The sequence below is a fragment of the Pseudotabrizicola sp. 4114 genome (genome assembly GCF_031457365.1).
Classification (GTDB): domain Bacteria; phylum Pseudomonadota; class Alphaproteobacteria; order Rhodobacterales; family Rhodobacteraceae; genus Pseudotabrizicola.
The window spans coordinates 169,217-194,356 of the sequence record NZ_JAVDWP010000002.1; the positions used below are offsets into that span (position 1 = coordinate 169,217).

The window sequence follows — 25,140 nt, forward strand, 5'->3', positions numbered from 1 at the left end:
ACATGACCATGCCCGAGATGTTGTCGATTCTGGAAACCGCGCTGTATGTCGATGACCTTGACCGCGCAGCAGCGTTTTATGAGGGGGTGATGGGCCTGCCTGTCCCGCATGCGGATGACCGGATGCGGGCCTATGATGTGAAAAAGCGCTCTGTGCTGCTGTTGTTCCTGCGCGGCGGCACCACTACGCCCGTGCGGACCGACAGCGGTCTGATCCCGCCACATGACGCAAGCGGGCAGATCCACATGGCCTTTGCCATCGCGCCCGATCAGCTGGAGCCGTGGCGCGCGCATCTGACGGCGAACGGCGTTGTCATCGGAGGCACGTCTGACTGGAAACGCGGCGGCCACAGCCTCTATTTCCGCGATCCTGACGGCAACATGCTGGAGGTGGCGACCACCCCCGGCCTGTGGGAAGGCTTCTGATCGCCGGCCCGGCAACGCAGGCGGGCCCAGCGCTCACCAACGAAATTCCCCATGGGGCGGGCACCGGGGGGAACAATTCGGGGGAACAATATTGCGCCAAAGGTGTTCCTTTCTGGCAGGGCTTGCGAAAGGACACCGGATGAACACACCCTACTCCCGCTCTCATGGCGTTTCAGATGCCCCGGTGCCGGGGCTGACCACCTTCAGCTATTTTGCTGCCGCATTTTTCACGCTGACCTTGCTGACTGACATTGCCTACATTCAGACCACAGTGCTGATGTGGAAAGATTTCTCGTCCTGGCTTTTGTTTTTCGGCCTGATTGCGGCGGCAGTTGCGACCCTGCTTTGGCTGGTCGATCTGGCCGTTCACCGCCATCGCCCAATGGGGGGCATTGTTGTCCTGAATGTGGCCGTGCTGATCTGCGCGCTTCTCAACAGCCTGCTGCATGCCGGTGATGGCTGGACGGCGATTGTGCCTTGGGGGGTCGGTCTTTCGGCCTTGACCTGTCTTCTGATGCTCGGCTCAGCCGTGCTGCGGCGGCGCGCAACTGTCCACCGCCCCTATCTCTAGCGCCAGCTTCGGCTTGCGCTTTCGCCCCCGAAAAGGACGACACCCGATGAATACCACTGTGAAATCGAAAACCACTGTGAAATCCGCCACCCATGTCTCACAACAGAGCCTGATGCTTTGCGGCACCGCGATGCTGCTTGTCCTGGCCCTGACCCATCCTGTCTTTGCGCAGGACGGAGGATCGGGTGAGTTTGACATCAGCCGCCAGATCGGCCCTGACCCCTATCTGCCAGAGCCGAACTACGTCAACCTGCTGGCCACGGTGAAAGTGGCTGAGGTGGTGGGCTGGGCCGAGGGGGAAACGCCGACTGTGCCCGAGGGGCTGACAATTGCGGCCTATGCGACCGATCTGGTCAATCCGCGCACCGTTCACACCCTGCCCAATGGCGATGTGCTGGTCGTGCAATCGCGCGCGCCGGAAGACAAGCCCCGGTTTCGCCCGAAAGACTATATCCGCGACTGGATCATGGCCTTTGCCGCCGGGGGCGGTGACGGGCCGCAGCGCGAGACCAATCTGATCACCCTGTTGCGCGACACCGACCGCGACGGGGTGGTGGACGAACGCCATGATCTGCTGACCGGCCTGCATTCACCCTTCGGCCTCGCCTGGATCGACGACACGCTCTATGTCGCTGCGGCGGATGGCGTCGAAAGCTATCCCTACGCGCTGGGTGAGAACACCATCACCGCGCCGCCTACGGTGCTGACGCCGCTGCCCGGCGGGCCGCTGAACCATCACTGGACCAAGGATCTGGCGCTCGGCCCCGATGGCACCATGCTCTATGCTTCAGTCGGCTCGAACTCGAACGCCGCCGAAAACGGAATGGAGGCAGAAAAGGGCCGTGCCGCGATCTGGGAGATTGACCGCGCCACCGGTGCCGCGCGGATTTATGCCTCGGGCCTGCGCAACCCCAATGGGCTGACGTTCAATCCCGATTCCGGCATGCTCTGGGCGGTCATCAACGAACGCGATGAACTTGGCCCCGATCTGGTGCCCGATTACATGACCTCGGTGCAGGATGGCGCGTTTTACGGCTGGCCCTACAGCTATTACGGCAACCATGTTGACGCGCGCGTCGTCCCTGCAAGGCCCGATCTGGTGGCGACCGCCATCGCGCCCGATTATGCGCTGTCCAGCCATGTTGCAGCGCTGGGTCTGGTCTTCACCAACGGCTCTGCCATGCCAGACGCCTATGCCAGCGGAGCCTTTGTGGGCCAGCGCGGCAGCTGGAACCGTGACACCTTCAACGGCTACAAGGTATCGTATGTGCCTTTCACCAATGGCGTGCCTGACGGCATGGCGCAGGATGTGGTGACCGGATTCCTGCAGGATGATCAGGCCCGTGGCCGCCCGGTCGGCCTTGGCCTTGACGGCACCGGCGCGCTGCTGATCGCGGATGATGCCGGCAACACCGTCTGGCGGGTCGCGGCAGCGGATGGGCGTATCACCGACGCCCCGGTGGACAGCGACCGGGTTCAGGCCAGCGAAGCCGCCCAGCTACCGGCTGGGCCAGAGGCAGAAGCCCCGGCGGCTCCCACAGGCGATGACGCCACCACACCTGACACAGACGCTGCAACACCAGCTCCGGCCAACGAAACTGCGCCAGATGAACCGGCACCGGTCCCGCAGGAGTAAGCGGCAGAACCTGCCGCCCGACCCGGATCAAAAACACATGCTCAACGGCCACACCGGCCGTTGAAAAAGCACCATGTCCAGCCCGCAGCCAGACCCATGAGGCCCCATGCAGATCTCACTCTCCGTCAACGGCACCACCCATGATCTGACCCTTGATCCGCGCACCACCCTGCTCGATGCGCTCCGGCAGCATCTTGGGCTGACCGGCACCAAAAAGGGCTGCGACCATGGCCAGTGCGGTGCCTGTACCGTGCTCCTGGATGGCCGCAGGGTCAACGCCTGCCTGACGCTGGCCTGCATGGTGCAGGATCAGCCTGTTACCACAATCGAAGGTCTGGGCACGCCCGACGCGCTGACGCCGCTGCAACAGCAGTTTCTGGACCATGACGGCTTTCAATGCGGCTATTGCACACCGGGTCAGATCTGTTCGGCGACCGCCATGCTAAAGGAAATCGCCGCCGGATGGCCCAGCCACGCCAGCGCCGATCTGACCGGCCCGGTTGCGGTGACCCATGCCGAGATTGCCGAACGGATGAGCGGCAATCTGTGCCGGTGTGCTGCCTACTCCAACATCGTCGATGCCATTCGGCAGGCGGCGGAGCAGCAGGGGGACGCCGCATGAAACCCTTTACCTATCACCGCGCCCAGACACTGACAGACCGCCCCGACGGGGCGACGATCATCGCCGGGGGCACCAATCTGTTGGACCTGATGAAGCACGAGGTGATGACGCCAGAGGCGCTGCTCGACATCACCGCGCTGGACCTGAACCGGCTCGAAGCGCAGGGCGAGGGATTGCGCATCGGGGCCTTGGTGCGCAACAGCGATCTGGCCGCCGATCCCGTGATCCGGCGCGATTACCCGCTGCTGTCACGCGCGCTTCTGGCCGGGGCCAGCGGGCAGTTGCGCAACATGGCGACCACGGGCGGCAATCTGATGCAGCGCACCCGCTGCCCCTATTTCTACGACCGCCGCATGCCCTGCAACAAACGCGAGCCGGGTTCGGGCTGCGCCGCCATCGGCGGGATCAACCGCAATCACGCCATTCTGGGCACCTCGCCCGCCTGTATCGCCACCTATTCCGGCGATATGGCCGTGGCTCTGCGCGCGCTGGATGCCGAGGTGGAAATCGACGGTCCCGCCCCACGCCGCGTGCCGCTGTCAGAGTTTCACCGGCTGCCGGGCGACACGCCGGATGTGGAAACCGCGCTGCGCCCGGATGAGATCATCACCGCTGTTCTGCTGCCCGCCCCCATCGGTGGGCAACAGCTCTATCGCAAGGTGCGCGACCGCGCGTCATATGCCTTCGCGCTGGTATCGGTGGCGGCAATCATCGGCATGGAGAACAATCGCATTGCGCATGCCGCACTTGCCTTTGGTGGCGTCGCGGCAAAGCCGTGGCGTGATGCCGGGGCCGAGGCTTTGCTGATCGGCCAGCCCCCCTCGGACGCACTGTTTGAACAGGCAGCCGATCTGATCCTGAAACCGGCCAAAGGGTACGGCGGCAATGATTTCAAGATTCCGCTCTTGCGCCGCACCCTGATTGCCACGCTGCGCGATGCCACCGGCATGGAGGCTACAGCATGACCCGTCATCTCAAGGTAGATGCCCCGATCCCCGACAGCCCGCTCGATCACATGGCGCAGGGGGTGCTGGGCAAACCCGTCTCCCGGCTGGAGGGGCCGCTGAAAGTCACCGGTCGCGCCACCTATGCCGCCGAGGCCCGGCCAGACGGCCTGCTCTATGGCGTGCTGGTGCAGGCCGCGATCCCGGCGGGTAAGGTGCTGAGCATCGGAGACGCCCCCGGCGCGCTGGCGGTGATCCACGATCCGCGCCTGATCCGCTACGCGGCACAGGGCATGGCCACCGAAGGCCCGACAGCCGGGCCGGATCAGGTGGAATACATGGGTCAGGCCATCGCCGTGGTGGTGGCCGAGACGTTTGAGGCCGCGCAGGCGGCGGCACAGGCGTTGCAGATCACGTATGAGGCCAAGGATGTGCCGGTCGACCCTGAAGCGGTCGAACCGGAACGGCCCGAGAAAAAGCAATCCGCCACCGGCGATCTGGACCGCGCGATGCAGGATGCGGCCCACACGCTCGATCAGATCTGGCACACCCCATCGCACACCGCAGCGGCGATGGAGCCGCATGCCGCCATCGCCGAATGGTCGGGCGATCAGCTGACTGTGCGGGCGGGCTATCAGATGCTGGCCACCAGCCGCGAACAGTTGGCCGATGCGCTGGGGATCAGACCCGATCAGCTGCGGCTGCTGGCCCCCTACGTCGGCGGCGGCTTTGGCTCCAAGCTGGGGATCAACGCCGACTCCGTTGCCGCCGCGATTGCGGCGCATCAGCTGGGTCGTCCGGTTCAGGTGGTGATGACGCGCCAGCAGGTGTTCGATCTGGCGCACCGCCGGTCAGAAACCCGCCAGCGCATCCGGCTGGCCTGCACCGCCGATGGCAAACTGACCGGCATCGGACACGAGGCGCTGGTGTCAAACCTGCCCGGCGTCAGCTTTTCCGAGCCGGTGACACAGGCGACGCCCTTTACCTATCAGGCCGCACACCGGCAGATCGTTCATGCCATCGCCCGGATTCACCGCAGCTGCGCCGGTTCGGTCCGCGCCCCCGGCGAGGCGGTGGGGGCGACGGTGTTCGAATGCGCGATGGACGAGCTGGCCGAGACTGCGGACATCGACCCGGTAGAGCTGCGGTTGTGCAACATCCCCGACACCGAACCGGGCACCAACCGCCCGTTTTCCAGCCACAAACTGGCCGAGGCGCTGCGCGAAGGGGCAAGTCGCTTTGGCTGGTCCGACCGCCGCCCGACCCGCCAGCGGTTAGAGGGCGAATGGTACATCGGCATGGGCGTCGCATCGGCGGTGCGGGTGAACTCGCTGATCGAATCCCGCGCCCGCGTCATTTTGCAGGCCGACGGGCGGGCCATTGTCGAGACCGACATGACCGACATCGGCACCGGCAGCTATACGATCCTGGGTCAGATCGCCGCCGAAACGCTGGGGCTGGCGGTTGACCGGGTCGAGGTGCGGCTGGGGGATTCCGACTTCCCGCCCGCCTCCGGCTCTGGCGGGTCGTTCGGCGCGGCGTCCAGCGGCACCTCGGTCTACCTCGCCTGCGCCGAAATCCGCAGTCAGATCGCCGCGCTGGCCGGCTGTGACGAGGCGGATCTGACCTTGCAGAACGGTCAGGTCCGCACGGGCAATGTCTCGCGCCCGCTGGACGCGCTGCTGACGGCGGAGCTGACAGGAGACGGCCATCTGGAGCCGGGCAAGACCGAAGACACGGTGCGGCAGGCCACCTGGGGCAGCCATTGGGCCGAGGTTGCGGTCAACCGCTGGACCGGCGAGGTCCGCGTCCGCCGGATGCTGGGCGTCTTTGCCTGCGGCCGCGTGCTGAACGAAAAGACCGCCCGTTCGCAATGTCTGGGCGGCATGACCTTTGGCCTTGGCATGGCCCTGACCGAGGCGATGGAGCATGACCCGCGGGATGGCCACATTGTCACCCGCGATCTGGCGGAATATCACATCCCCTGTCACGCCGATGTGCCGCCGCTGGAGGTTCACTTCCTGTCCGAAAGCGATACCTATGTCGGCCCGCTGCACGCAAAAGGGCTGGGCGAGCTGGGCATCTGCGGGGCCGGCGCCGCGATCCTGAATGCGATCCACAATGCCTGTGGTGTCCGGGTCCGTGAGCTGCCCGCGACCCCTGACAAGATCATCGCGGGCTTGCAGGACTGACGCAGTTCACAGGGCCGTGTGGGGGCCCTTCTGACGCGACATAGGCCGGAACATTCGCCACGCCTATTGGTTTCTTTTGTACGACACCCGCAACCATCGCGGGTCAGGACAAATGCCATTCAGGAGGAAAATGGACATGGCCAATTCACGATATGACAACCGCAGATCCGACCGCAGCCAACAGGGCTGGACCCGTGACGAGGATCAGAGGAACTGGCAGAGCGAGGGCGAGAGCCCTCAGCGCCAAAGCGACTGGAACAGTGATTTTGACCGGCGCGGCGCTCAAGGTGGTTCTCAACAGCAGGGCGGTTTCGAAGAGCGGCGGGGCTATGATGATCAGCGGGGCCGCTATGACAGCCCCTCTGCCGGAATGAGTTCGCAGGGCAGACGCCACCCCGAAGATACGTTCATCGCGGGTTATGGCTACGGCGGTGGTATGGCCTCTGGTGGCTTGGGCTATGGTGCGGGGGTTTCTGGCGGATATGACCAGCGGGACGCCGGATATTCGCGTGATTATGGCTCATCCCGCGATCATGAACGCGGCATGCTGACACGGGCCGGCGATGAAATCGCATCCTGGTTTGGTGACGAAGATGCCGCCCGTCGCCGCGAGCAGGATCATCGCGGCAAGGGCCCGCGCGGCTATCAGCGTTCGGATGAACGCATCCGTGAAGATGTCAGCGACCGGCTGAGTGATGACCCGCGTGTCGATGCCAGTGAGATTGATGTGACCGTCGAAGGCGGCGAAGTCACTCTGGCAGGCGAGGTCTCATCCAAATATGCCAAGCGTTATGCCGAAGACTGCGCTGACGCCGTTTCCGGCGTGGCCCATGTGCAGAATAACCTGCGGGTAAAGCGCATTGGCACTGACATCACAGGTGGGGCAAGCACCCAGATCTGAGGCCCTTAAGACCGGAAAGAAGCGGCGACATCTCGTCGCTTCCGGTGCTGGATCGCCTGAAATGATCGTGGCGGCCAGCGCAACCACGGCAAGAACCACCCCCATATCAGGAACAAAGCGATAGCCCTGATGTTGACTGACTGAACGCCTCAAAGGAGGCATCACCCCCCAGGAGGAGATAAAATGACCCTTAAACTCACCCCCGCATTCGCCCTTCCGCTTGTCATCGCCCTTGGCACCAGCACCGCTGTCTTCGCGCAGGATGCTACTACAGGGACCGACACCAGCGCCGGTGCGACAGGCACACCGCTGGACTGGGATGACACAATGAATGACGCGTTTTTCAGCGACACCACTGCTGGTACGTTGCGCGGTGACGATGAAATCACCACGAACTGGGCAAGCCTGACACCCGAGCAGCAAGACCGTGTGCGCCAACATTGCGAAACCGTGAATGCAGATGCCACCGGGACTGACGGGGCCGAGGCCCCTGACACCCTTGAAACCGGCGACACCGGCACCAGCGATCCGGCAACGGCCGCACCTGTCGCAGGTGCTGACGGCGCCCTCAGCACCGATGGCACCGCCATGGATGGCACGGCGACAGATGGCGCGGCGGCAACTGGCGACACCGCAACCACGGGTGACACCACGACCGCTACCGGCGATACCACCACGGCAGGCGATGCCACCACGGGTGACGCGACTGCGACCGGTGACATGTCTGCGACCGGCACCCTGAGCGTGGATCAAGCCTCGGCAAACATGAGCCAGCTTTGCACTCTCGTCACCGATCTTTGATCCTCTGAACAAGCTGCCGGGGCAGGAAGTTGCCTGCCCCGGCCCAAGGCGCAGAAAGGCCCGCACATATGGCCCTGGAACTGCGGCAAGTCTATCTCGATAGTATTGCTCAAATTCTCGAAGTCTGCGGCGTACTGGCCATTGTGGCAGGAACCGCATTTGCCCTTTGGGAAGTATTGCGCAATCTGGTCCGGCACCGTGAGGGGGAAAAGATCTTTGACCTTTTCCGCACCCGTCTGGCCAAAAGCATTCTGATCGGGGTCGAGTTTCTGATCGCAGCAGATATTGTCGGAACGGTTACCATTGACCCCACCACGGAAAGTCTGGGCAAACTGGCAATGATCGTTCTGATCCGCACCTTTCTGAGCTTTACGCTGGAGGTGGAAATAGAGGGCCGATGGCCATGGCAACGTCACCGCAACCGGCACAAAGACGATTGACCCGCCTGACAGCAGCAAAGGAGAGGATCCATGCCCCAGGGAGACAAAACCAAATACACCGACAAGCAAAAGCGCAAGGCAGAGCATATTGCCGACAGCTATGAAGAGCGCGGCGTAGAGGCGGAAGAGGCGGAAAAGCGCGCCTGGGCCACCGTCAACAAGGATGACGGAGGTGGCAACAAAAGCGGCTCGGGGCGCGGCACCCATACCGGAAACCCCGCCGCAAAGAAGGGTGGGGAAAAGGGCGGCGAAGCTTCGGCTGCGCGTCCCGCGGCAGAGCGGTCCGCCTCCGCCAAAAAGGCTGCCGAGACCCGCAAGAAGAATGCGGAGGCTGATTGAGAACTTTTCGAACCGGCAGGCCGCTTATTCCCGTTCCACCTCGGGCGTCAGCAGGTTTGTACTTTCCCCGCTGTTGATTTCCGCCTCGATGATGTGGCTGATCGCCTCGGTCTGGGTCATGTCAGCAGAATCCGTGGCGTCCAGCGGATCGACTTCCATCAGTCTCAGCCGCATCGCCCCGATCTGACCCCCGGCCTCCTCGACAGCTGCGGCGACACGCTTCAGGGCGTCGCTGCGCGCACCCTCAAAGCTGGCTCCAGCCGTCTTGATCCAGCCGACACAGTGAAACCGCACGCCGGTATCCCCGATAGTGGTCGCCCAGACCGATGGCCCCGGCTCTGTGAGGATGAAATCCGCCTGTTGCAGCGCGGTTAGCATGACCTTGTCGAGGCCGGTAAGGGCACCGTTTGAGGTGATGTCCAGATCAAAACTGAACCGCCGGTTGGGGTGCCGGGTGTAATTGATGATCCGCGACTTGAAGACGGTGGCGTTGGGAATGCTGATATGGTTGCCATCGGGCGAGATCAGAATGGTCGCGCGCGAGGTAAGCCGGACCACATGTCCGACATCTCCTCCAATTTCGATCAGGTCACGCGGACGAAACGGGCTGCGCAAACTCAGCATGATCGAGGCAATGAAGTTTTCGACAGAGTCCCGCACCGCAAAACCGACAGCAAGCCCGAAAATCCCCGCCGCCCCAAGCACCGTGCCCAGCAGCGCCGAGGCGCCCAGAATGTCCAGAGCGACCACAACCCCCGCCAGAACCGCGGCGACGCGCACGACCTGCCGCAACACCTCGGCCACAAATTCATTGGGGGCGAGGCGGTTCCACGGCTGATTGAGCCGTGCAAACCGGAACCCTGCCCAGATCACCAGTGCTCCGCCCGCCACGGCGATCAGCAGAACCGGAATCGCGGCGATCCATGCCGTCAAACGTCGCATCATCCTGTCAAGAACGGGGGAGACCCGTTCGCGGACATCGGTGGTCACCTCGACCGAGTTCTGAACGGCGACCACCCCCTCGACGCGATCGGCGATCTGATCCAGCGCCTCGACTTCGTCATAACTCAGCACCCTGCCGGTCAGCGTGACCACGCCACCGCGTACCGATGTTACTACATTTTCATAGCCTTGCAGGCTTTGCAGCACATCTTGCAGACGCTGCCGGATAAGCCTGTCTTCGGTTGCGGTCAGCGTGGTTGTGATCGGAGCATCGGTCAATCTGGCCGGGTCCTCCGACTGACCCGCCGCAGGAACCGCAAGGACCAAAGGCAAGGCCAGCGCCAGCCCCATCAGGATGACGCGCAGTGGGTGGAGAAGGGGGACGAGAGTCATAATGCCTGCTTCATGATCCAAACACGCACCTTTTGTATTCTCACCGCAAGATGAAACTGGTCAAAAACGCACAAAGGCCGATCACTGCCCCCTGCCTGTCCAATCATTCGATCACGGCACAGGCCAGACGTTCCCCCGCCGCGCCAGAGGGTTGGGTCTTATGGTCATCGGGTTCTGCATGGATCATGAGCGCGCGGCCAAGAATGCTGTTTTCCCCTTCGGCCAGCAAGACAAAGGGATTGAAGACTTCAGCCCGCGCGGTGCCGGCGTCATCCACCCAGATATTTTGCATATCGCCGGCATGTGGTCCGGTTTCGCTCAGGAAACCATGTTCGACATTGCTTGGGTTAAAGTGCCCGCCAGCGCTTTCATGCTGGCCGGTATGATCGCAAGAGCCCGTTTCATGCACATGAAACGCAACCCAGCGGGCAGGCGGCAACCCATTCACTTCCACCCCGATGAGCACACCCGAGGGCGTTCCGGTCAAATGGGCTTTGCCGGTTTCTGCCCCCTCGCCATCGACGAATGTGGCCTCTGCGGTCTGCATGGTCTGTGCCGTCTGTCCAATCGCAAACGATGGCAGAGCGGCAAGGCCAATCGCCACCAGGCAAGGGGTGAATTGTGCGGCAATACAGGAACGGGTCATCGTGAAATCCTCCGGCTTCTGGGGTCAGGGATGTAACCGAAAGCGGGCGGGTTAGTTCCCGCCACAGGGCTTTCCGCCGCCCCATGGGTCAAACTTGCGCATGATGTGGGGAACGGAATGCGCCGCTGGCGCGTTCATCACTCAGTCGAGTGGGAGAATTCATCTATGCGCATCGCTCAAGTGGCGCCACTTTTCGAAATGGTTCCACCCAGCGCCTATGGCGGCACCGAACGCATCATCGCCACCCTGTGCGACCACCTTGTCGCCCGTGGACATGACGTAACCCTGTTCGCTGCTGCCGGGTCAGCGACAGCTGCAACGCTGGTCGAGTCCCGCGCGTGCGGCCTGCGCGAAGACCCTGCGCCAAGGGTTTCCCCAATTGCCGCGCATCTTGCCATGCTTGATCAGGTGCGCGCGCGGCAGGCGGAGTTTGACGTGATCCACTGCCACCTGTCGCATTTTCAGCACTTCCCGTTGTTCGAGGGTTTTGCTGCCAAAACGCTGACCACACCGCATGGCCGGCTGGATTACGCAGATTTGCCTGCGGCTCTCGCCCGGTGGCCTGATATGCCGATGAATTCCATCTCGCTGAACCAGCGGCAACCGCTTTCACAGGCGAACTGGGTGGCCAATATCTATCATGGCTTGCCGCGAGATCTTTACCGGCCCTTGCCGGACCCCACCCCCGGTATCGCGCCCTATCTGGCGTTTATCGGACGCTTTTCGCGCGACAAACGGGCCGACCGGGCCATCGCCATCGCCAAGGCCGCGGGCCTGCCCCTGAAACTTGCCGCCAAGATCGACGATGATGACCGGGCATGGTTTCACCGCGAAATCGAACCGCAGATTGATGGCAACCGTGTCGATTATGTGGGCGAGATTTCGGAATCTGAAAAGCCCGGCTTTCTGGGCAATGCCGCTGCCTTGCTGTTCCCGATCGACTGGCCGGAACCCTTTGGTCTGGTGGTCATCGAGGCGATGGCCCATGGCACGCCGGTTATTGCCTGGCGCAATGGGGCGATGGCAGAAATCGTTGACGATGGCGTCTCGGGCTTTGTGGTCGATACACTGGAACAGGCCATTGCGGCTGTACCGCTGACCCTCGCGCTGGATCGCACTGCGGTGCGGCAGTGCTTTGAACGGCGGTTCGATGCCGCCCGGATGGTGGATGACTACGTCGCGGCCTACTCTGTTCTGGGTCGCCAGACTGAACCTGTAGATGAAGTTTTTTAACGTCGCGTTGTTTTGACCCGCAAATTCTTCCCTTGACCGCATACCGGAGGCCGCCGATGGATGCCCACCAAACCACATTTGACGAACATATGGTCGACCCACTGGCAATGATCGCCGATGACCAGAATGACGCCCCGAACCCCGGCATCAGCCAGTTTTCTTTGAAAGATGAGACCTGCTTTCTGCTGGCCAATGATCATGGCGACATCAAGGGCTTTGCCGATGGCTATTTCTCCAATGACACCCGGCTTTTGTCGCGCTTTGTCCTGCACATCGGCGGGCGTCGGCCGGTGCTTCTGGGGGCAGCACTGTCTGGCGACCATGTGTACTTTGAGGCCAACCTGACCAATGCCAGTATCGAGTTGGACAATGGCGATACGCTGGCTCAGGGCAACCTCCACATCAACCGGACCCGGTTTTTGCGTGATGGCCGGATGTTCGAGCGGATTGCGGTCACGAATTACAGCCTCGGGCCGGTTGATCTGCCGCTAAGCTTTCAGATTGCCGCCGATTTCCGCGACATCTTCGAAGTGCGTGGCATGAAACGTGCGACAAGGGGCCGGGTTTTGCCGGTCGAGACCGGCCGCACCCATATCGGGTTTGGCTATGAAGGTCTGGATGGTGCCAGCCGGGCACTGACTCTGAGCCTGTCCCAACCCATCACGGCGCACCCGGAGGGTGACGACATTCATCTTGTGATGCATGTCCCGCGTGGTGCGCGGCGGTTGCTGTACCTTGAGGCGGGCGCCGGGCGGACAGAACCGGGGCGGACAAGACACCGGATCAACCGCGCCGCCGCCCACCGCGCGATGAAGACCAAACGTCAGAGCGGGGCGTCAATCCAGACCTCCGGCCCCCTGTTCAACGACTGGCTGAGCCGGACCCGCGCCGATATCGCCCTGCTCTCGTCTGACCTGGACACCGGCCCGTACCCCTTTGCCGGCATTCCGTGGTTTTCCACCGCCTTTGGCAGAGACGGGATCATCACCGCCCTCGCCACCCTCTGGCTTGATCCTGACCTCGCGCGGGGCGTTTTGCGGTTTCTCGCCGCGACACAGGCGACGGAATACGACGAATTCTCTGATGCAGCCCCTGGCAAGATCCTGCATGAGATCCGTGGCGGTGAGATGGCCCATCTGCGCGAAGTGCCGTTCGGGCGCTATTACGGCGGCGTCGATACAACGCCCCTGTTCGTGCATCTGGCGGCCGAATACGCCCGACGCACTGGCGATGATGCCTTCATCGACTCGCTTTGGCCCTCGCTCAGAAACGCGGTTTCCTGGATTGAGACCGCGCGTGCGCGTGATGCGAATGGTCTGGTGTCCTATGCCCGCGGGCGCGGAACCGGCCTGCGCAATCAGGGCTGGAAAGACAGTGCCGATGCTGTCTTTCACGCCGATGGGACACTGGCAGAGGGCCCGGTCAGTCTGGTCGAGGTGCAGGGCTATACCTATCAGGCACTGACCGGCATGGCAGACATGGCAGCCCGGCGCGGGGAGGCGGCCTATAGCGAAACCTTGCACGCCAGTGCCCGGCAGCTGCGACAGACCGTCGAAGATCTGTTCTGGATGCCGGAAACCGAGTTTTACGCTCTGGCCCTCGACGGTGCATCCCGGCAATGTGCCGTGCGGACAACCAATGCAGGCCACCTGCTGTACTCCGGGCTTCCGTCGCCCGAACGAGGGCAGGCCGTTGCGCGTGCCTTGCTGAAGCCTGACTTTCTGTCTGGCTGGGGCTTGCGCACGGTCGCGATCGGCGAGTCCCGTTTCAACCCGCTTTCCTATCATAACGGCTCGGTCTGGCCCCATGACACGGCGATCTGCAGCGCCGGGATCGACCACTATGCCGAGCCCGAAAGTGCCCCCCGCGCGCTTGCCCGGTTGTTTGAGGCATCGTTTCACTTCGGCAAAAGCGTGCCTGAACTGTTCTGCGGCTTTGCGCGGGTGCCGGGCGAAGGACCGGTGGCATATCCGGTCGCCTGTGTGCCACAGGCATGGGCGGCGGCGTCGGCCTTTCTGCTGCTGAAAACCACGCTGGGACTAGATATTGACGCCTATGCGCGGGACGTGCGGGTGATCAACCCCCGCTTGCCGGCAGGTATCGACCAGCTCAGCGTCAGAAACCTTGATGTGGGCGGAACAAAGGTCAGTGTCGAATTTCAGCGCAAATACGATCAGGTGACCTGCACCGTAACCCGTTCCGGCGGCGAGTCCGTTCCGGCACTTGTGTATCACATTGACTGAACGTGCCGCCACAACCGGAACCATCCGGCCCGGACAGCGTTAACAACGCAGGGCGTTTTCTGTCATCAGTGCTGGGCTTCCCTTCATGCCTTGTGCGCCCGGTCCCTCAAAAGCGCGGCTATGCCGCGCGAAAACAATGCAGGACAAAATGAGCGTGCAGGACAACAACTCTGACCTTGATCCCCTTCAGTCAGCCTTGATTGATCCTCACCGAGGCAGGCTGAACCGGCTGCGCACCTTTCTTCATCCGGGCAAGCTGACCTCTGCCGCGGGCAGAGTTCTGTCAGATGCGAAGACAGTCATCTCTGACCGGCTGAACCGCCCAAATGGTGCGGCGGCAGAGTCAAACATGCCCCCCAATCCGAATGACTGGGATCTGGCGCGGCTGCGCACTCTGATCGGGCAGGAACTGGCCGGATCGGATGTGATTATCGTTTCAAACCGTGAACCCTATGTGCATTCTGCGGGACCGGATGGCATCCGCTGTGCGATGCCCGCCGGTGGCCTTGTCTCGGCGCTGGAGCCGATTGCCCGTGGGTGTGGCGGCACATGGATTGCCCATGGCAGCGGATCGGCAGACCGTGAGACGGTGGATGACCATGACCGGATTCAGGTACCTCCCAACAACCCCAGCTATGCGTTGCGCCGGGTCTGGCTGACACCTGAAGAGGAAAAGGGCTACTACCTTGGCTTTGCCAACGAGGGACTTTGGCCGCTGTGCCATAACGCTTTCGTCCGGCCCATCTTCCGCGAGGATGACTGGAACCATTACAAGACAGTCAACGCCCGCTTTGCCGAAGCCGTGATTGAAGAGGCGCGCACCGACGCCCCGATCGTGATTGTGCAGGACTATCATTTTTCCCTGCTGCCCCGGATGATCCGCGAGCGCCTGCCGAATGCCACCATCGTAACCTTCTGGCATATCCCCTGGCCCAATGCAGAGGTGTTTGGCATCTGCCCCCATGCCACCGAGATTCTCGATGGCCTGCTGGGGTCTGACATCATCGGGTTTCAGGTGCCGTTGTTCCGCATCAATTTTGTTGAATGCATTGACCGCACGCTGGAAAGCCGGATCAATCATGAAAACTGGTCGGTGCGCTATGGCGGCAAGATTTCACAGGTCCGCACCTATCCGATTTCCATCGTCTGGCCGGACCGGTCCGCTCAGGCGGCCATATCCGCGCCCACGGCCCGCGAAGCCTTGGCGATAAAGCCGGGTGCAAAGCTGATCGTCGCCGTCGGACGGCTGGATTATACAAAAGGGATTCCTGAATTTCTTCAGGCTTTCGAGGATCTTCTGACCCAGAATCCCGAATACTGCGGCAAAGTCCACCTTTACTACGTCGCAGCCCCCAGCCGGGGTGAGGTGGCATCCTATCGCACGCTTCACAAAGACTGCCTGCAGATCAGTCAGGCGATCAATGACCGCTTTGGCACCGAAGATTATAAACCGTTGCTGTTTGCCGACCGGCACGCCAACCGAGATGAGCTGAGCCGGCTGTACCGCGAGGCGGATGTCTGCGTTGTGCCCAGTCTGCACGACGGGATGAATCTTGTTGCCAAGGAATTCGTGGCCGAGCGCGAAGATGAACAGGGTGTGCTGATCCTGTCCCGCTTTGCAGGCGCGATTCAGGAACTGCCCGAGGCGCTGGCGGTCAACCCGTTCGATTTGTCAAAACTGACCGCAACGCTCCGGGCCGCGCTTGAAATGCCGCTGCCCGAACAAACCGCGCGCATGCGGCGGATGCGCGAAACGGTGCGCAGCAAGAATATCTACCGCTGGGCCGGGCGGTTGCTGGAAGATGCGGCCCATGTGCGCGCCCGCAACCAGCTGCTCCGGCGGGGCGGGCACGCACAGGACCGTCTGGCCCGTTCGCCCCTGCGCAGCCCTTCTGAAATTTCACTTCGCACGACAAGGAAAAATGATGCAGAAACCTCCGGTTCCTGAGCTGTCCGAAACCGCTCTGTTTCTCGACATTGACGGGACACTTGTTGAACACGCCAGCCATCCTGATGCAGTCAGTGTAGCGCCGGAGCTGGCGGACATTCTGGGTGATCTGAACCAGAAACTTGATGGCGCAGTGGCCTTTGTGACAGGCCGCAATCTGGCAATGGTCGACCGGCTGTTTGGTCAGCTTGGTCTTGCGGCAGCCGGTACATTCGGGATCGAGCTGATGCTGGGCGCAGAGCGTGAGACCGGCCACGAGGCCGCTGCCCTTGTCGCGCCGGTTTTCGAGACGCTTGAAAGCAAGTTTGCCGAAGTAAAAGGCGTCTATTTCGAGCACAAAGGCCCGGTTCTTGCCATTCACACCCGGGCCGCGCCCGAGGCTTTGCCTGCGGTCATCGCCCTGTGCCGGGAAACCCTGCCGCTGCTGCCCGATGGCTACCGTCTGGTCGAAGGCCATGCGGGGGTGGAGTTTTTGCCCGAAGGGGCGACAAAAAGCGCCGCAATTGCATGGTTCATGACGCGCCCGCCGTTCCGTGAGCGTGTGCCGGTCTTTCTGGGGGACGACACATCCGACGAAATCGGCTTTGAATGGACCAACCAGAACGGCGGCGTCTCTGTGCGGGTTGGCCCGGCAAAACCGACAGCGGCCCAGCATGTGCTGGAAACAGTGCCCGACGTTCATGATTGGCTGAAACGACTGGCGCGCGCTTCCTGACACGACCCGTTGCAGACCAGCAGACGACGCGCGGCGCGGTAAAAAAACGCCGATCTGCGCCCCGCATCTTGAATTTTATGTGATCTCGTGCGGCACTGTGACAATCCTTTCAGCCAATTATCGCGCAAAGGTTGTTATGATTCGCCTTTCACTCAGCCAAAGAGTATTTCTGATAACGGCAGTGGCGGTGCTGCCTACGATTCTGATCATCATCCTTAATCTGATGACGATGCGACAAGAGCGTGAAGCCGAAATGCATGATCAGGCTCTTCGGGTTGCGCGGGCCGCGGCGTTGGAAGTTGATCGGATCATCGGCGGGGCAGAGGCGGTTCTGCATACCATCGTCGCGCGCCCGGTATCCAGCCAAAGCAACGATTCTGACTGCGCCGCATTTCTGGCCAATGTGGTCGTGGCATTGCCACAACTGCTGGACCTGACACTGATAGACGCCAGTGGACATGTCTGGTGCAGCTCCAGTGCGCCGCCACATCGGGTCTATCTGGGTGACAGAAGCTATTTTTCCGATGCGCTGGCGCAGAATGGTCGGGTGGTCGGCGAGTTTACCGAAATGCGGGTGGCCCAAGGCATAGGTTTGCCCATTGCGATACCAGCAGGAGCCGGTTCGGGGTTAAACGGTGGGGTCGCCGTTGCGATGCTCGACCTGACATGGTTGGCAGAGCGGCTCAAAGAGCGCGCCATCAAGGATCTTGGCTCGTTGACCGTAGCGGACCGCAACGGGCGCATCCTGACGCGGGAACCTTTTCCCGAACGTTTTGTCGGAACGGTCATTCCAGACGACTATCTGCCGTTGGTTACGGCCCTCCGGGCTGGAACCAAAGATATGGTCAGCCAGGACGGCACCAGACGGATTATCGGCTATCTGCCCGCGACAGGCGAACCGGCGCAGGGGCTCTACATCAGCGCAGGCCTGTCCACGGAAACCGGCTACGCTGCCATCAATCAGCTTACCTGGCGTGGGGCGCTGATCGGAACGGCAGGCATCGTTGCCGCCTTTGTGCTGGCGAATATCACCAGCAATGTGTTCATTCGCCAGCCGTTCAAAAAAATGATCGCCACCATCGAAGCCTGGCAGCGCGACGAGGTTACCCAGCGCACCGGCATGGGGGCTGATCTGGCAGAGTTCGGCCGGGCCGGTCGCGCGCTGGATGCCTTTATGGATCTGCTGACCTCGGCACGCGCCAAGCGCCGTGAGGCCGAACAGCAGCGCGAATTGCTGATGCACGAACTGGATCACCGGGTCAAAAATCTGCTTGCCACGGTCCAGGCGGTGGCGCGGCAGACCTTTCGCGGCGCTGACCCCGAAGCCGCGTCGCGCATTTTCGCCGAGCGGCTGGCCGCAATGGGCGGCGCGCACAAGTTGCTGATGAACAATCCCTGGCAATCCGCCCGCATCCGCGACCTGATCCTTGCCGCCATCGCCCCTTTCGAAGACAGCAGGGAACCTCGCTTTGCCCTGTCGGGGCCGCAGTTCGAAATCGACGCCAAAGCGGCTATGGCCATCAGCATGGGCTTGCACGAACTGTGCACGAATGCCGCCAAGTACGGTGCCTTGCGCGAACGGTCCGGGCGTATCGTCGTCTCATGGCAGATCACCGACGCACCAGAGCCGGACTTTGCCCTGACTTGGGAGGAACGAAACGGCCCAACCGTTACCGCCCCGACGCACAAGGGGTTCGGCTCGACCATGATCGAACAGGTCATGGCAATGCAGATCAATGGGCAGGTCACAATGACCTATGAGCCGTCAGGTCTGCACTGCCGGATCACCGCACCGCTCACGAACCTGCGTCATGCCGCCCAATGCCCGGCGTCATCAGAAACACCCGCGGCGGTGGTTCCAGCCTGATCCTGTTGCCGCACCCTGATCGCTGATCTTGCAGACAGACCATTGCCCGCAAAACGCGAACCGATGAGATCAGGCGCAGGATTGATCGGGGTCAGACTGCTCAGGCATACCCGTGTTTTGGTGACCCTTGCCGGCCTGCCGTTCCAGCGCCGCCTGAAGCTCTTGCGCCAATACGACAAGATGTTGCGGCACGGGCTCTGCCGCAATGCCCTTCAGAAGATCCGACGCCAGATCACCAAGATCATCTGGGGATGGATCGGTATCGTTGCTCATATCCGACATCGTTTTACCCGAATTCTGTCAACGCTGATTTATATAGTGTCGCGATGGAACTTAGCCAGCACGAATGCGTTTTCAGAGTCACGCCAGAGTGATCCGAAAATCAACATGACCCGCATGACCGATCATCCCATCGTTCCCAATATCGTGGAGCTTGTACCGGCGCTTCGTGCCTATGGGCGGACATTGTGCCGCAATGCGGCCGATGCCGACGATCTGGTCCAGCAGACGCTGACAAAAGCCATTGCGAATGCTGACAAATTTACACCGGGCACCCGGCTGCGGGCGTGGCTTTTCACCATCATGCGGAATTCTTTTTATACCAATGCGGTGTTGCGCGCCCGCGAAACCACGGGTGCCGCCGATTGCATTTCGGGTCTGCAAGTGACGCCTGCGACGCAGGAATGGTCTCTTCGCGGACGCGAGTTGCGCGAAGCGATCAACCGCTTGCCGCCACATTACCGCGAGGTCCTTGTTCTGGTGGTCGTACTGGGCGCGTCCTATGAAGAAACGGCCAGTCTTTGCAATTGCGCCGTTGGCACGGTGAAAAGCAGGGTCAACCGGGCACGCCAGCTGGTGATCGAAGATCTGGGTGCGGAAGCGCTCTGAGCTCATGAACGGTGCTCCGCATCATGACTGATACCACGCCCGGTTTTGCGCCCTTGCCTCAGGCGTTCTTCCTGCGCGATGCGGTTGCTGTGGCGCGTGATCTGGTGGGGGCCACACTTTGCGTCCGTGGTGTCAGCGGGCGCATTGTCGAGACCGAGGCTTACCGGCAGGATGACGCGGCTTCGCACAGCTTTCAGGGCCCGACCCGGCGCAATGCCGCCATGTTCGGCCCGGCAGGATGTGCCTATGTCTATCGGTCATACGGGTTGCACTGGTGTCTGAATGTTGTCTGTGTCGAAGGCGAAGCCGTGCTGTTGCGTGCGCTGGAACCTTTGGCGGGCAAGGAGATCATGGCGCAACGGCGCGGTCAGATGCCCGTGCGGCAGCTTTGCGCCGGGCCCGGCCGGTTGTCTCAGGCGTTGGGGATATCCCCGGACGACAACTTTCAGTCCTTTGATCGCCCAGATTTTTTCCTGTCTGGCGCAGAGCACATCGCTGACATCGTTCAGGGTCCGCGTATCGGCATTTCACGCGCCACTGCCCTTGACTGGCGGTTTGGCCTCAAGGGGTCACCTTATCTCAGCCGCCGGTTCTGAGCGACCGACCTACGCAGGCGTTGAAGAATCTTTCGCCGGCCCCGTGTCACCGCGCTGAAACTCCTCTGGCCGGTGCGCCGAGCCTTCGTGATCGTCTTGCGCATTCTTGCGGCTTGGTGGCTCTGGTCGCTTTTCCTTGGCGGGGCCGGGTTCATTTGGCATCGTCAGGCTCCTCTTGCGGATCGGTCAACGATTGGCCCGGCTGCTTTTGCGACCGTTTGGCGCTGGTCTCATCCTGATCAACCCGGTGCTTTCCCGCCGGATCAATCTGCTGTTGCCGCTGATCCAGCACCGGCCCCTTGCGCCGCAGCGCTTCATTGTCTGGCAGAGATTTCGTCATGCGGTCCTCCGTTTCCCTATTGAAAGGATGAACCCGATACGCCCGGCTTTGTTCCGCTGTTTCGCCGATCCTCAGGGGCGACCTGCGACAGACGGTAAAGTTCGGGTCCAGACCGATGTTTGCATCCGGCGCGAACAAATCGCGCATCTGGCGGTTTCACCCAACACAAAGCGACAAACACAGGAGCCCCCGGAGTGCCCTGTGATCGCCTTCAGAGAGGAAAACGCTATGCAAACGACCAGACAGACAGGTACCCCTGCGGCACCGGACTCAGATGATGCCGGGTTTCACAGCGGCATCGCCGAAGCCGCCCGCCGCGAGGTGGACGACCTGCGCAAACGGGTCGGCGAAGCCGGCGAGCGGCTTCAGGACGAAGGGCGCAAGACAGGGGCAACCATGTCGCACCTCATTGTCGATGAACTCGACAAGCGCCGGGAATCGCTGGGCAAAGAGGTAAAGGCGCTGGAGGACGCTGTCCGCGATGCGTCAAAAAGGGCCGAGGCGCCGTCACCGCTGATGAGTCAGGCGGTCCATGCCATCGAAAGCGCCCGGACCGCGCTGGAAACCCATTCGGTTGATGATATCCGCCACATCCTGACCGATTACAGCCGCCGCAATCCGGCACTTTTTGTCGCGGGCTGTGTGCTGTCGGGTCTGGCCATCGGCAGGCTGATGGTGGCCAGCAGCGAAGGTTCAACCGCCACCCGCAGCAGTGCAACGCGGTCGCCCGCCACGTCGCAACCCGCCACCCAAACGGGCATGCGCCAGTCATCCGCTGCCACACCTGACCTGCACCAGACATATGCGACCAGAGGAGGGGTTGATGGCGATTGATGAACATATGCCGCCGGAAAACCGGACGATCCCCGAACTGCTGGCGGATCTGATCCGCAACCTGAATGGGCTGGTTCTGACCGAAGGCCGTCTGCTGCGCGCAGAGATGATCGAGGCGGGCCGCAACATCGGGGCCGGGCTCGAGATCATCGCCGTTGGGGCGGTTCTGATGATGGTGGCGCTTTTGGTGCTGGTGCAGGCGCTGGTGATTGCGCTTGCGACATGGATGGGCGGCGGCTGGGCCTCACTGCTGGTCGGCGGCCTGCTGGTCCTGATCGGCATCGCCCTGATCTTGCGGGGGCGCGCAGACCTTCGCTCTGCCAGTCTCACCGCCGAACGGACAATGGAGCAGGTACGCCGCGACGTACAGCTTGCAAAGGAGCAATTGTGATGAATACCGCAGACAAACTGGAACAGGACGCCCAGACGCAGCGCGACAATGTGGAAAGCACCCTGGACGCACTGAAAGACCGCATGTCCCTTGACCAGATCATCGGCGAGGCAGGCCGGTTCTTTGGCGTGAATGATGCCGCCGCGACGGTCAGAACCATGGGTCAACAGGTCCAGACCAACCCGCTCGCCTTTGGCATGATCGGACTGGGCGTTGCCTGGCTGGCCTTTGGGAGCGATGCCCGCAATGCGGGGCCATCCCGCAGCACGCAGACCACAAGGCCCGACGCCTCAGAACCCGGCGTCATGTCACATGCGATGTCGGCAGCCAGTGACGGTATTGAACGGGTCAAGGAAACGGTCAGTCACGCGACCGAACGGGCCGCCGATATGACCTCATCGGTTGAAGAGCGCTTCCAGACCGGCATGGCACAGGCCCGCGACACCGCAGGTCAGGTGCAGCAAAGCGTGGCCACCCGGCTGGAGGACCACCCGCTGCTGATCGGCGGCCTTGCGGTGCTGATGGGGGCGGTCGTCGGCGCGGCCCTGCCCCGCACCCGGACGGAGGATCAGTGGATCGGCCCGCAGGGTGACCAGTTGCGGGATGAGGCAAAGGCGGCGTCTCTGGCGTTGCGGGACCGGGCGGTTGATGCGGCGCAGCAGACCTATGACACCGCAGTGGATGCCGCCCGTGATGAGGGGCTGCTTCCCGCCGACGGGGATACATTGGCATCAAAACTCAGCAATGTGGCTCAGGCCGCCGTGGATGAGGCGAAACATCAGATAGATCCGGTGCTTCAAGGCGAAAAGGCCAAAGACAAGCCAAAGGTCTGATGCCCAGGGTCAGGCGGCGTCCCTGCCGCCTGACCGCACACGGCATCGCATCCCCCTCGTCGCCGGGTTCCAGCACTGCCCCGGAATTCACGCTGCTCGCCCCCGGACAGGCCTGCGCGGTCTGGCGCGACATCCCATTCAGAAAGGCAATCTCCCATGTCAAACGAGCATCCGACTGCGCCCGCCACACCACCCGGCACCATCGAACCCCTGGTCTCTGACTATGGGGCCGGTGGCGAAATCCATCAACATGCCGTGGAAGACAGCCCACGCCTGACGACAGCGCAGGGTGTCACCATTTCCGACAACCAGAATTCGCTGCGCGCGGGCGCGCCCGGCCCGACGCTGCTGGAAGATTTCGTGCTGCGCGAAAAGATCTTTCACTTCGATCACGAACGCATTCCGGAACGGGTGGTCCATGCGCGCGGGTTTGGTGCGCATGGCATCTTTGAATGCACCCGCGCCATTCCCGAAATCACCCGCGCCGCGCCGTTTCAGACTGAAGGCAAGATCACCGAAACCTTCGTGCGGTTTTCCACCGTCGCCGGTTCGAAAGGCTCATTCGATCTGGCCCGCGATGTGCGGGGCTTTGCCGTCAAATTCTACACCGATGAAGGCAACTGGGATCTGGTCGGCAACAACATTCCGGTGTTCTTCATTCAGGATGCAATGAAGTTTCCCGATCTGGTCCATGCCGTCAAACCCGCACCCGACCGTGGCTTTCCACAGGCGCAGTCTGCCCACGACAATTTCTGGGACTTTATCTCGCTGACGCCTGAATCCATGCACATGATCATGTGGCAGATGTCTGACCGCACCATCCCGCGATCCTTTCGCACGATGGAAGGGTTTGGGGTTCACACCTTCCGCTTTGTGAATGCGCAAGGCGAGTCGACCTTCGTTAAATTCCACTGGAAGCCACGTCAGGGCCTGCAATCCGTGCTCTGGAACGAGGCGGTCAAGACCAACGGTGCCGACCCCGACCGCCACCGCCGCGATCTGTGGGAAGCGATCGAGAGCGGCGATTTCCCCGAATGGGATCTGGGGGTGCAGATGTTTGATCAAGCCTTTGCCGACAGTTTCGACTTTGATGTGCTGGACCCGACCAAGATCATCCCCGAAGAACAGGTACCGGTCGAGATCATCGGCACCCTGACGCTGGACCGGGTGGTGGACAACTTCTTTGCCGAAACCGAACAGGTCGCGTTCTGCACCCAGAATGTGGTGCCGGGCATCGACTTTACCGATGATCCGCTGCTTCAGGGCCGCAATTTTTCGTATCTCGACACCCAGCTGAAACGTCTGGGCAGCCCCAACTTTACCAAACTGCCGGTCAATGCGCCGCGTGGTTGTCCGGTGCACAACTTCCAGCAGGATGGGCATATGCAGACCGCGCCCCGCAAGGGCCGGGTGAACTATGAACCCAACGGCTGGGGCGTAGGGCCGCGCGCGCATCCGCTCGAAGGCTATGTCAGCTTTGTCGACAAGACGGCGGGAGAAAAACGTCGTCTGCGCCCGGAAAGTTTTGCCGATCACTATAGCCAGGCGCGACAGTTCTACATCAGCCAGACTCAGGTGGAAAAAGGCCACATCCGCGATGCCCTGATCTTTGAGCTGTCAAAATGTGAGGTTGCAGACATCCGCGCCCGGATCGTCGCCCATCTGCTGCGGATCGACTCCGAACTGGCCAAGGCCGTGGCCGACGGACTTGGTTTGCCACAGATGCCCGAACCCGTCCCTGCCGCGCGGCCGACCCGGCAGGATCTGCCAGAATCGCCCGCCCTGAGCATCCTGTTGAACGGGCCAAAGGATTTCAGCGGTCGGGTTGTCGGCGTGCTGGTGTCTGACGGGGTGGATGCGGACATACTGGCCGCGCTGCGCGACGCGGTGCGCAAGGCAGGCGCGCAGGTCAAGCTGGTGGCCCCCAGCATCGGCGGCTTCACCGACAGCGCCGGTGAGATGCATCCGGCACAGGAAAAGATCGGCGGCGGCCCCTCGGTGCTATATGATGCGGTCGCGATCCTGTTGGGCAAGACGGATAAGCCGGTCGCCACGAACCCGGATGCACAGGACTTTTTGCGCGACGCCCATGCCCATTGCAAATTCATCGCCGTGCATCAGGCAGATGCGCTGGTCGAAGCATCAGGGCTGAGTGCAATGCTGGACGACGGGTATTTCCAGATCACTACGCCAGATGACATCGCAGCCTTTGTGGAAAACTGCGCTTCGTTGCGGTTCTGGGCCCGCGAGCCGACGCTTCCACGCTGACCAGATGCACAGGCAACTGGCCGCGTGGGACCATATCTCTCTGCACGGAACAGGAACAAACGCACCCCACCGCAGTTGGCATACAGGAGTTGCAAAACCGCAATTCGACCCTTTGACCTCAATGGAGCGAGC

The 25,140-nt window shown here is 62.0% G+C and carries 24 protein-coding genes; 21 read left to right on the top strand and 3 right to left on the bottom strand.

Annotated features, from left to right (window positions below):
* Positions 1–2: 2 nt before the first annotated feature.
* The 10 genes from J2X53_RS05390 (at position 3) to J2X53_RS05435 (ending at position 8,871) form a co-directional block, all read left to right on the top strand.
* Complete coding sequence (locus J2X53_RS05390) at positions 3–425, top strand: VOC family protein (RefSeq protein ID WP_349036452.1); 423 nt, start codon at positions 3–5, stop codon at positions 423–425.
* Positions 426–564: 139 nt separating this feature from the next.
* On the top strand, positions 565–996 hold the full coding sequence (locus tag J2X53_RS05395; RefSeq protein ID WP_349036453.1) for a DUF2231 domain-containing protein: 432 nt from the start codon (positions 565–567) through the stop codon (positions 994–996).
* A 46-nt stretch (positions 997–1,042) separates the two neighbouring features.
* Complete coding sequence (locus J2X53_RS05400; RefSeq protein ID WP_349036454.1) at positions 1,043–2,632, top strand: sorbosone dehydrogenase family protein; 1,590 nt, start codon at positions 1,043–1,045, stop codon at positions 2,630–2,632.
* A 106-nt stretch (positions 2,633–2,738) separates the two neighbouring features.
* The gene (locus tag J2X53_RS05405) at positions 2,739–3,254 is read left to right on the top strand and encodes a 2Fe-2S iron-sulfur cluster-binding protein (RefSeq protein ID WP_349036455.1); all 516 of its coding nucleotides are present in this window, start codon (positions 2,739–2,741) and stop codon (positions 3,252–3,254) included.
* Entirely contained in the window at positions 3,251–4,219 is a 969-nt protein-coding gene (locus tag J2X53_RS05410) for a xanthine dehydrogenase family protein subunit M (RefSeq protein WP_349036456.1), read from the top strand. The genes J2X53_RS05405 and J2X53_RS05410 overlap by 4 nt, the downstream gene beginning before the upstream one ends.
* The gene (locus J2X53_RS05415; RefSeq protein ID WP_349036457.1) at positions 4,216–6,390 is read left to right on the top strand and encodes a xanthine dehydrogenase family protein molybdopterin-binding subunit; all 2,175 of its coding nucleotides are present in this window, start codon (positions 4,216–4,218) and stop codon (positions 6,388–6,390) included. Before J2X53_RS05410 ends, J2X53_RS05415 begins: the two co-directional genes overlap by 4 nt.
* 136 nt (positions 6,391–6,526) lie before the next feature.
* Entirely contained in the window at positions 6,527–7,291 is a 765-nt protein-coding gene (locus J2X53_RS05420; RefSeq protein ID WP_349036458.1) for a BON domain-containing protein, read from the top strand.
* 183 nt (positions 7,292–7,474) lie between these two features.
* Positions 7,475–8,092, top strand: a complete 618-nt coding sequence (locus tag J2X53_RS05425; RefSeq protein ID WP_349036459.1) for a hypothetical protein — start codon at positions 7,475–7,477, stop codon at positions 8,090–8,092.
* Between the two features lie 68 nt (positions 8,093–8,160).
* Entirely contained in the window at positions 8,161–8,532 is a 372-nt protein-coding gene (locus J2X53_RS05430) for a DUF1622 domain-containing protein (protein ID WP_349036460.1), read from the top strand.
* 30 nt (positions 8,533–8,562) lie between these two features.
* On the top strand, positions 8,563–8,871 hold the full coding sequence (locus J2X53_RS05435) for a type II toxin-antitoxin system RelE/ParE family toxin (protein ID WP_349036461.1): 309 nt from the start codon (positions 8,563–8,565) through the stop codon (positions 8,869–8,871).
* 24 nt (positions 8,872–8,895) lie between these two features.
* On the opposite strand, the gene J2X53_RS05440 is transcribed toward J2X53_RS05435, so the two are convergent.
* Both J2X53_RS05440 and J2X53_RS05445 read right to left on the bottom strand, forming a co-directional pair.
* Positions 8,896–10,206: a mechanosensitive ion channel domain-containing protein gene (locus J2X53_RS05440; RefSeq protein WP_349036462.1), complete on the bottom strand. Its 1,311-nt coding sequence runs from the start codon at positions 10,204–10,206 to the stop codon at positions 8,896–8,898.
* A 103-nt stretch (positions 10,207–10,309) separates the two neighbouring features.
* Entirely contained in the window at positions 10,310–10,852 is a 543-nt protein-coding gene (locus tag J2X53_RS05445) for a superoxide dismutase family protein (protein WP_349036463.1), read from the bottom strand.
* Positions 10,853–11,017: 165 nt separating this feature from the next.
* Between J2X53_RS05445 and J2X53_RS05450 the strand changes: the two genes are divergently transcribed.
* The 7 genes from J2X53_RS05450 to J2X53_RS05480 all read left to right on the top strand — a co-directional run bounded on the left by J2X53_RS05450 (position 11,018) and on the right by J2X53_RS05480 (position 20,342).
* The gene (locus tag J2X53_RS05450) at positions 11,018–12,085 is read left to right on the top strand and encodes a glycosyltransferase family 4 protein (RefSeq protein ID WP_349036464.1); all 1,068 of its coding nucleotides are present in this window, start codon (positions 11,018–11,020) and stop codon (positions 12,083–12,085) included.
* A gap of 56 nt (positions 12,086–12,141) precedes the next feature.
* On the top strand, positions 12,142–14,328 hold the full coding sequence (locus J2X53_RS05455; RefSeq protein ID WP_349036465.1) for an amylo-alpha-1,6-glucosidase: 2,187 nt from the start codon (positions 12,142–12,144) through the stop codon (positions 14,326–14,328).
* Between the two features lie 148 nt (positions 14,329–14,476).
* Positions 14,477–16,276 (top strand): trehalose-6-phosphate synthase, encoded by a 1,800-nt coding sequence (locus J2X53_RS05460; protein WP_349036466.1) that lies wholly within the window; start codon positions 14,477–14,479, stop codon positions 16,274–16,276.
* Positions 16,254–16,991, top strand: coding sequence for a trehalose-phosphatase (otsB, locus tag J2X53_RS05465; RefSeq protein WP_349036467.1), 738 nt, complete (start codon positions 16,254–16,256; stop codon positions 16,989–16,991). Before J2X53_RS05460 ends, otsB begins: the two co-directional genes overlap by 23 nt.
* 187 nt (positions 16,992–17,178) lie before the next feature.
* Complete coding sequence (locus J2X53_RS05470) at positions 17,179–18,858, top strand: HWE histidine kinase domain-containing protein (protein WP_349036468.1); 1,680 nt, start codon at positions 17,179–17,181, stop codon at positions 18,856–18,858.
* A 63-nt stretch (positions 18,859–18,921) separates the two neighbouring features.
* Complete coding sequence (locus J2X53_RS05475) at positions 18,922–19,746, top strand: sigma-70 family RNA polymerase sigma factor (RefSeq protein ID WP_349036469.1); 825 nt, start codon at positions 18,922–18,924, stop codon at positions 19,744–19,746.
* A gap of 23 nt (positions 19,747–19,769) precedes the next feature.
* On the top strand, positions 19,770–20,342 hold the full coding sequence (locus J2X53_RS05480) for a DNA-3-methyladenine glycosylase (RefSeq protein WP_349036470.1): 573 nt from the start codon (positions 19,770–19,772) through the stop codon (positions 20,340–20,342).
* 151 nt (positions 20,343–20,493) lie between these two features.
* Here the strand turns inward: J2X53_RS05480 and J2X53_RS05485 are convergent, their stop codons facing one another.
* Positions 20,494–20,682, bottom strand: coding sequence for a hypothetical protein (locus tag J2X53_RS05485; protein WP_349036471.1), 189 nt, complete (start codon positions 20,680–20,682; stop codon positions 20,494–20,496).
* Between the two features lie 228 nt (positions 20,683–20,910).
* Between J2X53_RS05485 and J2X53_RS05490 the strand changes: the two genes are divergently transcribed.
* The 4 genes from J2X53_RS05490 (at position 20,911) to J2X53_RS05505 (ending at position 25,008) form a co-directional block, all read left to right on the top strand.
* Positions 20,911–21,516, top strand: a complete 606-nt coding sequence (locus tag J2X53_RS05490) for a hypothetical protein (RefSeq protein WP_349036472.1) — start codon at positions 20,911–20,913, stop codon at positions 21,514–21,516.
* Positions 21,506–21,907 carry a phage holin family protein gene (locus J2X53_RS05495; RefSeq protein ID WP_349036473.1) on the top strand — a complete coding sequence of 134 codons (402 nt, stop codon included), beginning with the start codon at positions 21,506–21,508 and terminating at the stop codon, positions 21,905–21,907. Before J2X53_RS05490 ends, J2X53_RS05495 begins: the two co-directional genes overlap by 11 nt.
* Positions 21,907–22,740 carry a hypothetical protein gene (locus J2X53_RS05500; protein ID WP_349036474.1) on the top strand — a complete coding sequence of 278 codons (834 nt, stop codon included), beginning with the start codon at positions 21,907–21,909 and terminating at the stop codon, positions 22,738–22,740. Before J2X53_RS05495 ends, J2X53_RS05500 begins: the two co-directional genes overlap by 1 nt.
* A gap of 156 nt (positions 22,741–22,896) precedes the next feature.
* Entirely contained in the window at positions 22,897–25,008 is a 2,112-nt protein-coding gene (locus tag J2X53_RS05505) for a catalase (RefSeq protein ID WP_349036475.1), read from the top strand.
* Positions 25,009–25,140: the final 132 nt, after the last annotated feature.